The 8,541-nt window shown below is 68.5% G+C and carries 8 protein-coding genes and 3 pseudogenes; 3 read left to right on the plus strand and 8 right to left on the minus strand.

Going from position 1 to position 8,541, the window contains the following annotated elements; translation table 11 throughout:
* Window positions 1-255: 255 nt before the first annotated feature.
* The 4 genes and pseudogenes from ACFU8Q_RS35885 to ACFU8Q_RS35900 form a co-directional block, all read right to left on the minus strand.
* Window positions 256-642: pseudogene (locus tag ACFU8Q_RS35885) on the minus strand (transposase); the annotation flags it as partial.
* 402 nt (window positions 643-1,044) lie between these two features.
* Window positions 1,045-1,887, minus strand: coding sequence for a cytochrome c oxidase assembly protein (locus ACFU8Q_RS35890; RefSeq protein ID WP_384462648.1), 843 nt, complete (start codon window positions 1,885-1,887; stop codon window positions 1,045-1,047).
* On the minus strand, window positions 1,887-2,453 hold the full coding sequence (locus ACFU8Q_RS35895; RefSeq protein WP_376284210.1) for a DUF2243 domain-containing protein: 567 nt from the start codon (window positions 2,451-2,453) through the stop codon (window positions 1,887-1,889). The genes ACFU8Q_RS35890 and ACFU8Q_RS35895 overlap by 1 nt, the downstream gene beginning before the upstream one ends.
* A gap of 446 nt (window positions 2,454-2,899) precedes the next feature.
* Window positions 2,900-3,457: a CGNR zinc finger domain-containing protein gene (locus tag ACFU8Q_RS35900; RefSeq protein WP_384462652.1), complete on the minus strand. Its 558-nt coding sequence runs from the start codon at window positions 3,455-3,457 to the stop codon at window positions 2,900-2,902.
* Between the two features lie 109 nt (window positions 3,458-3,566).
* Here ACFU8Q_RS35900 and ACFU8Q_RS35905 point away from each other — a divergent pair, with 109 nt between their 5' ends.
* Window positions 3,567-3,746 (plus strand): hypothetical protein, encoded by a 180-nt coding sequence (locus ACFU8Q_RS35905; protein ID WP_384462655.1) that lies wholly within the window; start codon window positions 3,567-3,569, stop codon window positions 3,744-3,746.
* Window positions 3,747-4,181: 435 nt separating this feature from the next.
* Here ACFU8Q_RS35905 and ACFU8Q_RS35910 read toward each other — a convergent pair whose 3' ends face one another.
* Window positions 4,182-5,054, minus strand: a complete 873-nt coding sequence (locus ACFU8Q_RS35910; protein ID WP_384462658.1) for a S41 family peptidase — start codon at window positions 5,052-5,054, stop codon at window positions 4,182-4,184.
* 369 nt (window positions 5,055-5,423) lie between these two features.
* Window positions 5,424-5,594, minus strand: a complete 171-nt coding sequence (locus tag ACFU8Q_RS35915) for a hypothetical protein (protein ID WP_384462661.1) — start codon at window positions 5,592-5,594, stop codon at window positions 5,424-5,426.
* 34 nt (window positions 5,595-5,628) lie between these two features.
* On the opposite strand from ACFU8Q_RS35915, the pseudogene ACFU8Q_RS35920 reads away from it, so the two are divergent.
* Window positions 5,629-6,750: pseudogene (locus tag ACFU8Q_RS35920) on the plus strand (helicase associated domain-containing protein); the annotation flags it as partial.
* Between the two features lie 68 nt (window positions 6,751-6,818).
* The gene (locus ACFU8Q_RS35925) at window positions 6,819-7,232 is read left to right on the plus strand and encodes a hypothetical protein (protein ID WP_384462664.1); all 414 of its coding nucleotides are present in this window, start codon (window positions 6,819-6,821) and stop codon (window positions 7,230-7,232) included.
* Window positions 7,233-7,286: 54 nt separating this feature from the next.
* Here ACFU8Q_RS35925 and ACFU8Q_RS35930 read toward each other — a convergent pair.
* Window positions 7,287-7,799, minus strand: a pseudogene (locus ACFU8Q_RS35930) (helix-turn-helix domain-containing protein); the annotation flags it as partial.
* Window positions 7,800-7,928: 129 nt separating this feature from the next.
* Window positions 7,929-8,318: a RidA family protein gene (locus tag ACFU8Q_RS35935; RefSeq protein WP_384462667.1), complete on the minus strand. Its 390-nt coding sequence runs from the start codon at window positions 8,316-8,318 to the stop codon at window positions 7,929-7,931.
* Window positions 8,319-8,541 lie beyond the last annotated feature (223 nt).

The raw sequence follows: 8,541 nt of genomic DNA on the forward strand, positions 1-8,541 counted from the left end.
GCGGGCGTCCGCCTATCCATGACCAAGGACTCCAAAAGGCCCGCGAGAGCCACGTACATAGCCTCCGCCCTTCACGCTGAGCAACGGGGAGGACTCGATTCCGCACCCGCAGCAGAATTTCGACACCCTGACCCTCAGCACCGTGGCTGACGCGGCGACCGGCAAACGGGACTTCGAACGGCGCTGTCACGTTGTTGAGGGTGTGAATGCCTGACGGTGTGTCGGGTGTGGTGGGGCCGGGTTCCGGCTCGGTGCTCAGGCCGCGGCAGGCAGGCCGGCGACGCCGGTGACCTGGTCCCAGATGGCGAAGCGGATGGTCATCTCGGTGCGGTAGTGGGCGGCGGTCATCAAGTGGCGGCGTGGTCGGAAGTGGGGTGAGATGCCGCTGAACGCGGCCAGGAACCGCTGGGCTCCGCCGACGGAGCGGAAGCCTTTCATAGCGCGTTCTCGCTGCCGGGTGGGCTGGTGACTGTTCTCGGCCCGGTTGTTGAGGTTCTTGTGGGAGCGGTGTTCCACGGAGGGCATCACCTCGCGGTGGGCCGCCCCGTAGGAACGGAGCTTGTCGGTGACCACCACCCGCGGCACCGAGCAGGTGGTCTTCAGCAGGCGGCGGAAGAAGCGCCGGGCCGAGGCCTTGTCCCGGCTGAGCGCGCCCCGATCCCCGGCCGCGGCCGTACCGCCCATCCCGCCCGTCCCTTCCTCCTTCACTCCAGCCAGGGGACATGGGCAGAGCGGCCGCAACGGGGATTTCAGCACTCCGACCACGGCGAAACCGCATGGTGGCCTGCGAGAACGCGGAGACGGCCCGTCGGGTCGCGCAACAGTAGGCGCAACCCTTGTCGCAACCTCCAGCGCAACAGCCAGGCGCAACCCTTGTCGCAACCCGTTGCTCCTGGTCGACCGAGGTGCCAGGTCACGTGGCCCGGACGGCTCCCCGGGCGCGGGCCATCTGACGTAGCTCGGAGCGCGGCCGGCACCGAGGGGACGGTCTCCCAGTAGGGGTGCCACCACAGCCGTACGGACAGGAGCAGTCGCGTGCTGGCTTTACTGCGGTGCGGCTGAGGCGCTCAGGGCAGGGAGCTGGGGCGGCGCCGTAGCCCGGGTGCGGCGTTCGGGCCGCCAAGTGGCCACCAGTGCTCCGGCAAGGAGGAGTTCGGCGATGTCTCCGCCGTAGTACATGATCTCGGCGCCTTGCTGGACCTGGGAGATGGGGGCGTGGATGTCGACGAAGATTCCGCCGTACATGGCCTGGGCGATCAGGGCGTGTACGGCGATGGCGAAGCCGAGGTAGACCAGCCGGGCCCGGACGCCAGGTCGGCTGGGCGCGGGGTCGGGGCCGGCGATGACGTAGGCGAACAGGCATCCGGACGCCAGGAAGTGCGCGTGCAGGAGCCAGTGTCCGGCGGGGTGGGCACTGGCGGTGTTGTACAGCGGCGTGAAGTACAGCAGCCCCAGGGTGCCGGTGCTCAGCACCAGGGCGGTCGCGGGCTGGGCCAGGGCCCGTGCCGGCGGACTGTGCAGCAGGGCCGTGACCCGCCGGGCCCGGGCGGTCGGCAGGGTGCGCAGCAGAAGGGTGACCGGCGCGGCCAGGACGAGGGCCAGCGGCGCGTACATGCCGATGAGCATGTGCTGGGCCATGTGCGCGCGGAAGTCGGAGTGTCCGGCCGGCCCCATCGGTAGCAGCAGCGCGACGGCGAGGAGGGCCAGTCCGGCGAGGAATGAGACGGAGCGCCAGGGGTTCCAGCCCTGGGCGGGGTTGCGGCGGCGGGCCTGGCCTGCGGCGAGGAGGTAGCTCGCTGCCGCGCTGAACAGGATGGTCACGGTCAGGACCGTCTCCGGCAGGTATCCCCCGCCGCTGCCGTGGTGCATGGGCTGCATGCCGTCCATCAGGCGCGGCCCGCAGTCGGCTCGAATCCGTGGGGGGCCTCGGGGTCGAAGGGCCGGGCGTTGCGCTGGATGAGGTAGCCACCGACGAGGAACAGGGCGCCCAGGATGAGGAAGGCGGCGTCCCACCATGCCTGGTGGGGGCCGCCGTGGACGTGGTGGATGCCGAGGATCTGGTGGTCCAGGATGCCTTCGACGAGGTTGAAGATGCCCCAGCCGGCCAGAATCCAGCCCCACAGCTTGCGAGATGTCCACACCGCCCGCCGGTTGTGGGTGACCCGGGAGTAGAGGATGCCCAGACCCAGCAGGACGGCGATCCAGCACACGGCGTGGAAGATCCCGTCCCACAGGGTGTTCATCTCGAGGCCAGAGACCGTGTGGGGGCTGTAGTACTTCACCCCGATGCGGTCGTGGTTGGTGCTGGTGAGCATGTGGTGCCACTGCAGGAGCTGGTGCAGCAGGATGCCGTCGACAAACCCGCCCAGCCCCACTCCGAGAATGATCCCCGGTAGCTGAAGACTGTTGGGGATCGCGGTTGCCGCCCGGGCGGTGCCCGCTGTGGTGGCCATCACCTGTTCTCCGTCCCGTCGAGTGTGCGCAGACCTTCACGGTTTCCCGCCCGGGCCGTCCCAGTCACCGACGTGCGCACTCTTTCCGCCGTATCGCCCACGCCCAGACAGCCTGCACCGGCCCGCCGCTCACGGAGAGCCTGGCTCAGGCCACTCAAACTTCCCTACGTTGTCTGCGGGACCGGGGTGCGGCCCGGCGTGGTCGGGTCCGTGGTCAGCCTCATGGTCGGATCTGTGGTCGCCCCGACCATGGCTCTCCGCTCGGGCCGGAACGACACCCGGGCATCCGGCCAGCTACCCGCACGAACTCTCATGATCTGAGGCGGAGTGCCTGATAGCGCTGCCGTTCCGTTCATTGGCTGCTGCAAGTGGACCGGCGTTACCGCACTTGGACGGTGGTGTCGTGTAGCGGAGAGCGCCACTCGCCGCGAGTGGTCTTGGGCGTGTTATGTGCGTGGTGTTGTTCGTCTGGTTGTCGGTGTCGGGCTTCCGTGGCGTCGTTCGCGGTGGCGGGCCACGGCGTCGTTGTTGGCGCAGCGCACTGAGCAGTAGGCGCGTCTGCCGTTGCGGGAGGTGTCGACGAAAGCCAGAGCGCAGTCGCGTCGTGCGCAGCGTCCCAGCCGCTCGGCGTCGGCGGAGCAGATGACGTAGGCGAGTCCGGCCGCGGTGATGGCGCGGATGTGCGCGGCCGGGTCGGCGCCGGTGGCGCTGTAGTGCAGGTGGGGCCGTCCGTCGTGCAGAGAGATACGGGGGCTGCTCGAAGCGTCGGCCAGGAGCGCATTGACCGCATCGCACCGCTGGTCGAGGTTCTGTCGCCCGAAACATGCAGCCAGGCGTCGGCTCCATGTCCAGATGGTCTCGGCCTGCGCGGTAGTGAGCGTGCGGTTCACCACGCCGTGCACGGCCAGGAGCGGTTCCAGGTCTGCGGGGCGGGGTGCCTTGGTCAGGTTGACCAGGTCAGCGGCGAGCCGGGCGGCCTCACCGCCGTAATGGTTGAATTGCATAAGACAATTACATCATCGTGTGGTCCCGGGGCGCACCGGGGCGACAGGCTGAAGCGCCGTATGGCCGTCGCGGCCCGCCGGACGACACCGCGATGCCCGCGCCTTCGGGGTGCTTCTCGCACTGAGCCCCGCCGGGGCGGCGGCCGTCGGTTTCCTTCTGCTTCGCGAGCAGCTGACCGTACGCCAGCAGGCAGCGATCGCGCTGGTCGTCCTGGCCGGTGCCTGGTCGGTGCGGCGTGCTGGACGGCCTGCCGCACTGGAGGCCCGGCCCGACACCCCTGACAGCTGAACCTGCTGCTCGATGTAATGGTTGAAGTGCTATAGACAGTGACAGCATGTTGGTGGCATGACACCCGTACCCTCGGTCGCCGTCACGCCGTCGCAGGACCGCTGCCCCGTCTGCCATGAGCCGACCGAGGGGAAAGCACGGTGGTGGACGCTGCGATCCCGCCACCGTACGTCCGAGGGCGAGGTCGAGTACTGCACCGGTGGCTGCGGTTGCCTCGTCGTCCTGGTCAACGGCGAAATGGTTAAAGCTCTCCCTGCCGACCGTCGGTGAAGTACGGGCGGAGCCGCCGGATCAGGGGCGTTGCCCGGGGCGGCAGGAGAGGGAGGGGGAGCGCCATCACCCTCATGACGAGGAGGCTCACCCGTCGCACGGCCCGCCCCGCCGAACGCCGTGCTGTCGCCCACGGCTACGTGATGTTGGAGGCCGCCTGAGCTCCTACGTGCAAGCAGGCTGCTTGGACAGCCATTCTGTTGCCGCCTCCAAAACCGGATCCTGGTAGCTTCCCTCGCGGTCCAGGTTGTCGGCTACCACTTCGTCAGGCGGAATGGGAGCGTCGTATGCGCGGCCGGTGCGGTCAGTGTCCTTGACCTCGGTCAGGTTGAGGAGAGCCCCGTCGGACAGTCGATGCGCCTGGTTCCCTGTGGGGACGCCCGTCGTGTCCTGTCCGAACGACCGCGTATCAGGGCGTCCACGGAAAGCCACAGCCACCGCTTCCCCGGAGCTGGCAGTGGAACGGCTGGTGAGCACAGCAACCGGCGCTGATCCCGCGCCCACGGGAGCGCTCGCTCCCCAGCCCTTCGATTCCCCGTCAAGGCGAGGGCTCCCCTTCTCGATCGACCACACGGACTTCTTGCCCTTGGCGTCGACGAACCCTCCGACGTTGCCGTCGCCGAGGACCGGCCCGGCGACAGCGAGCATCGGCCACATGTTTCCACCGCCGTTTCGGCGCAGGTCGATCACCCAGCCGCATGCCGTCGGCCGATTGGCTTTCGCCACGGCCGCCCGGCTTTCCCGCACGTACTGCTGATAGACCTCGCCGGATCCCTGCACTCGGGGAAGCGACAGATACCCGACCCGGCCAGGCAGGGCCCGCCCCTCCACAGGCCGGCGGACCGCCGCGCCGCCCTCCAGCTCGTTGACGTCCTTTGGGTCGAAGAAGCGGCTGTGCCCATCTCCCAGAGCGCCGACAGCCGTCTCGATCGCCGGATAGGTGTCGACCGGACGCTGGGCACTGCCGGCCCGCGTGAAAGCCGCCCGTCGCACCGCCGCCCAGTCGACGTTGTCTCGACGCAGGGCGTTCTCTTCCATGGTGTTCAACGCGGTGGACAGATAGGACCGGGCCCCGGCAGACATCTCCGACCCAGGAGACGATCGCTCCCCTCCCGTGCACCCGCTCCCAGCAGCCAGAACACAAGCCAATCCAACAACCTTCAAACGCAGAGAGCTTCCCCGCCTCATCCGCGCCCCCAGTCAGCCCCGCCCAAACTCACACTGACCCTAACGCCAACGATCCACTCCCGGGTCCGGCACCAGGACACAGCTGCCCCGACGGCACCGCCGTACGCCTCGGCATCCGGGTGTCCAGCACCAGGGCGAAGCGCGACAGGCTCACCCCCGCCCAGCGGACCGCGCTCGCCGAACTCGGCGGGCCATGGGCGTGAAGGCGGGCGGGCACTGTCAGAGGGTCATGGCGTGCTGGTAGTCCCTGACCTGCTGGGCGAGTTCCTCCTCGGGCATGTGGGCCCACTGGCTCATCCGGGCCCACGGCAGCCCGTTCCTGCGGCCGGCCAGGGCCAGTTCGTTGAGGGCCTGGCTGATCAGCGCCGCGACCTGGCCCAGAGACGCCATGCCGAGCTCGACGCCCTCGGCTGCGGGAAGGGATCACATCCAGCGCGACGAGGACGGGCGGATCGTCGGGGCCGACGGCGGGGGTGACGGCGAGGACCAGCAGAACGGCGCCGCCGCCGCTGCCCAGTCGGCCCTGCTCCACTTCTCCAGCCCGCGGGACGCCGCCACGATCGCCGCGTTCCTGCGCACCCGCGTCTACCGGCCCGACAGCCTCGTCTGGCTGGAGGGCTACCAGGCCCTCATCCGGTGGCGGGCGGAGAACGAGATCACCGGCCTGTACGCCGTGCTGTACGACACCGAGACCGAGGTCGGCGTCACGAAGGACTTCCCCCTCGGGCGGTGGGTGCACCAGCAGCGCAAGGCGCTGCGGGCCGGAGAGCTGGAGGAGCGGCGCAAAACCCTGCTCGATGCCCCCGAGGCCGGGATGGTCTGGGAGCCCAGCGAGGAGGCGTGGGAGAGCAAGCTCGCCGCGCTGCGCTCGTACCGGCGGGCCACCGGACACCTCGCACCCCGCCAAGACGCAGTGTGGGGCGAAAGCGAAGCCGAGGGCCTGATGCCCATCGGGCAGCACATGGCCAACCTCCGCCGGAAGGGCCAGAAGAACGGCCTCGGCAAAGACCCGGAACGGGCCGCCGTACGTGCGAAGCAGCTGACCGCGGTCGACCCGGACTGGGACTGCCCGTGGCCGCTCGACTGGCAGCGGCACTACCGCGTCCTCGCCGACCTGGTCGACGCCGACGGCCAACTGCCCCACATCTCACCGGGCGTCACCTTCGACGGCGACGACATCGGCACCTGGCGATGGCGACAGCAGGAACCGGGCACCTGGGCGCAGCTGTCGACCGAACAGCAGGAACGACTGACGAAGCTAGGCATCCAGCCGCTCGAGACACCCTCTGCCGCCCCGGCGGCGGCCGCCGCAGCCAAGGGCCCGAGCAAGGCGCAGCAGGCGTTCCAGCGAGGCCTGACGGCACTCGCGCAATGGGTCGAGCGGGAAGGCGTGGGCCGACCGGTACCCCGGAAGGCGGTGGAGACCTTGCCCGACGGGATCGAGACCAAGCTCGGCATCTGGTACAGCAGCACCAAGACCCGCCGCGACAGGCTCACCGCCGACCAGCTCGCCGCACTCGCAGCGCTGGGTGTGGACTGGGCGTGAGCCGTGCCCCCATGCGCGAAGAGAGCACGGGGGCACCAAGTCCCCTTCGCTCCCCTACGATCCGCACCATGGACGAGATCCCCGCTTACTTGTCGGTCAAGGTCAACTTCGACAACAGCGACTACGACAACGTGTGTGACACCTTCGGTGGCGGCTTCGGCCGTCTTCCTGCCTGGCGGGAGCTGGGGAACCTTCTCGCTCATCGGCCGGGATGGCACTTCGATGTCGTCAACCGCGGTGAAGCCCTGTGGTGTCTCAGTGTCCTGGGTGAGTGCCGCCTGGCGATCCACGTGACCGAAGACCTTCGGTATCACTGCTACGACCACGGCGCGGATTCGGACACCGTGGCAGCGGACACCACTTCCGTGGAGACGTGGCTCAAGGACCGGGAGGAAGCTGCGCGGCAGCCGAGCCCCTTGATCATCGAGAAGACTCCCGCAGAAGTCCACGCCGAGTACGAAGAGTTGCAGGCAGCGGCATAGGCAGAACCTCAACACCGCTGTCCGAGAAGCGCAGGGCCCCTCAGTTTTGAGGGCGTGGCAGTTGGGACACAGGGCGATCATGTTCCAGGGGACGTCAGGGCCGCCCTTGGCCAGGTCTTGCACGTGGTCGACCTGCAAGATCGGTTTGCCTGCTGTGGTGCGCTCTTTGGGGTGGCCGTCGCACCGGGGATTCTCGCAGCTGTCTTTGCAGCGGCGGAGGACCGCTGCTCGTGCGCTGGGGTCGCGGATGAAGCGGTCGGCCATCGACTTGCGCGACCAGTGGGTGGCATTCTTCGGCAGCTCCTCCAACGTGCTGACCACGACCGCCTCCACCTGATCGACGCTGATGGCGGGCGGCCGGCCCGGCCGGGGCTCGTCCACCAACCCGTCCAGCCGGGCGGCCAGAAACCGCCGACGCCACTTACGGACCGTATCCGCCGCTACCCGCAGATGCCGCGCCACCACAACAATCGGCGGAACGTCAGGACCTGCACACGCCAGCACGATCCGCGCCCGTAACGCCACCGCCTGCGCAGACGTCGCCCGCCGGGCCCAACGCTCCAACACCTGTTACTGAGATTCATCGCGTGATGTCGCTCGCCCCAATCCCTGAAGTGCGGTGATGTCGGAGTCCTCGGTGGCTTCACTCGGAGATCATCAGCAACCGTTCAACCGCCCGGTCAGAGGGTTACCGAGTCACCAGGGGATCACGGCCAGGGCTTCCACCTCCAGCATGAGCTCCGGCCGGTACAGGGCCGCCACCTGTACTGCGGTACTGGCCGGCGCACGCGCGGTGTCGATGCACGCGTCGCGGGCGGCCCGCACCTCCGGCAGTATGGCGACGTCGGTTACGTAGAAGGTGAATTTCGCGATCTCCGCGAACGTAGCGCCGCCTGCCGCCAAACAGCGCCGCAGGTTCTCGAAGACCTGACGGGCCTGGGCGGCGGCGTCGTTCTCCCCGACCACATTTCCCTGTTCGTCCAGTGCGACCTGCCCGGAGATGAAAACCAGTCGTCCTTCGCCCACAACCACATGGCTGTAGCCGTTTCCCGGGGCGACCCCGTCGGGCGGGACGTGGGTGAGCATGGTCTCTTCTGACTCATCCGACACAGGTGTCCTCCTCGAATCGGCAGTTAACGAGGCAAGGGTATAGGGCACCAACTACTGCCATGTCGCCGCTCGTTGAGCCGTGGCCTCAGCCTGTTCCGCGTCTTAGTAGCTGTTGTCGTTCCGATCTTGAGGGGTGTGTCTCGAACGGGAGTCTCGATCGGGTGGTTGCCGTCGGCTGCGGGCATGAAGGCAGGGCCTC

The sequence above is a fragment of the Streptomyces sp. NPDC057543 genome, assembly GCF_042801895.1.
Classification (GTDB): domain Bacteria; phylum Actinomycetota; class Actinomycetes; order Streptomycetales; family Streptomycetaceae; genus Streptomyces.

Coding starts and splice junctions, on each gene's coding strand:
- ACFU8Q_RS35935 (WP_384462667.1), bottom strand. CDS start 8,318: ATGCTCACCCACGTCCCGCCCGACGGGGTCGCCCCGGGAAACGGCTAC.
- ACFU8Q_RS35900 (WP_384462652.1), bottom strand. CDS start 3,457: ATGCAATTCAACCATTACGGCGGTGAGGCCGCCCGGCTCGCCGCTGAC.
- ACFU8Q_RS35895 (WP_376284210.1), bottom strand. CDS start 2,453: ATGGCCACCACAGCGGGCACCGCCCGGGCGGCAACCGCGATCCCCAAC.
- ACFU8Q_RS35925 (WP_384462664.1), top strand. CDS start 6,819: ATGGACGAGATCCCCGCTTACTTGTCGGTCAAGGTCAACTTCGACAAC.
- ACFU8Q_RS35910 (WP_384462658.1), bottom strand. CDS start 5,054: ATGGAAGAGAACGCCCTGCGTCGAGACAACGTCGACTGGGCGGCGGTG.
- ACFU8Q_RS35890 (WP_384462648.1), bottom strand. CDS start 1,887: ATGGACGGCATGCAGCCCATGCACCACGGCAGCGGCGGGGGATACCTG.
- ACFU8Q_RS35915 (WP_384462661.1), bottom strand. CDS start 5,594: ATGGCGTCTCTGGGCCAGGTCGCGGCGCTGATCAGCCAGGCCCTCAAC.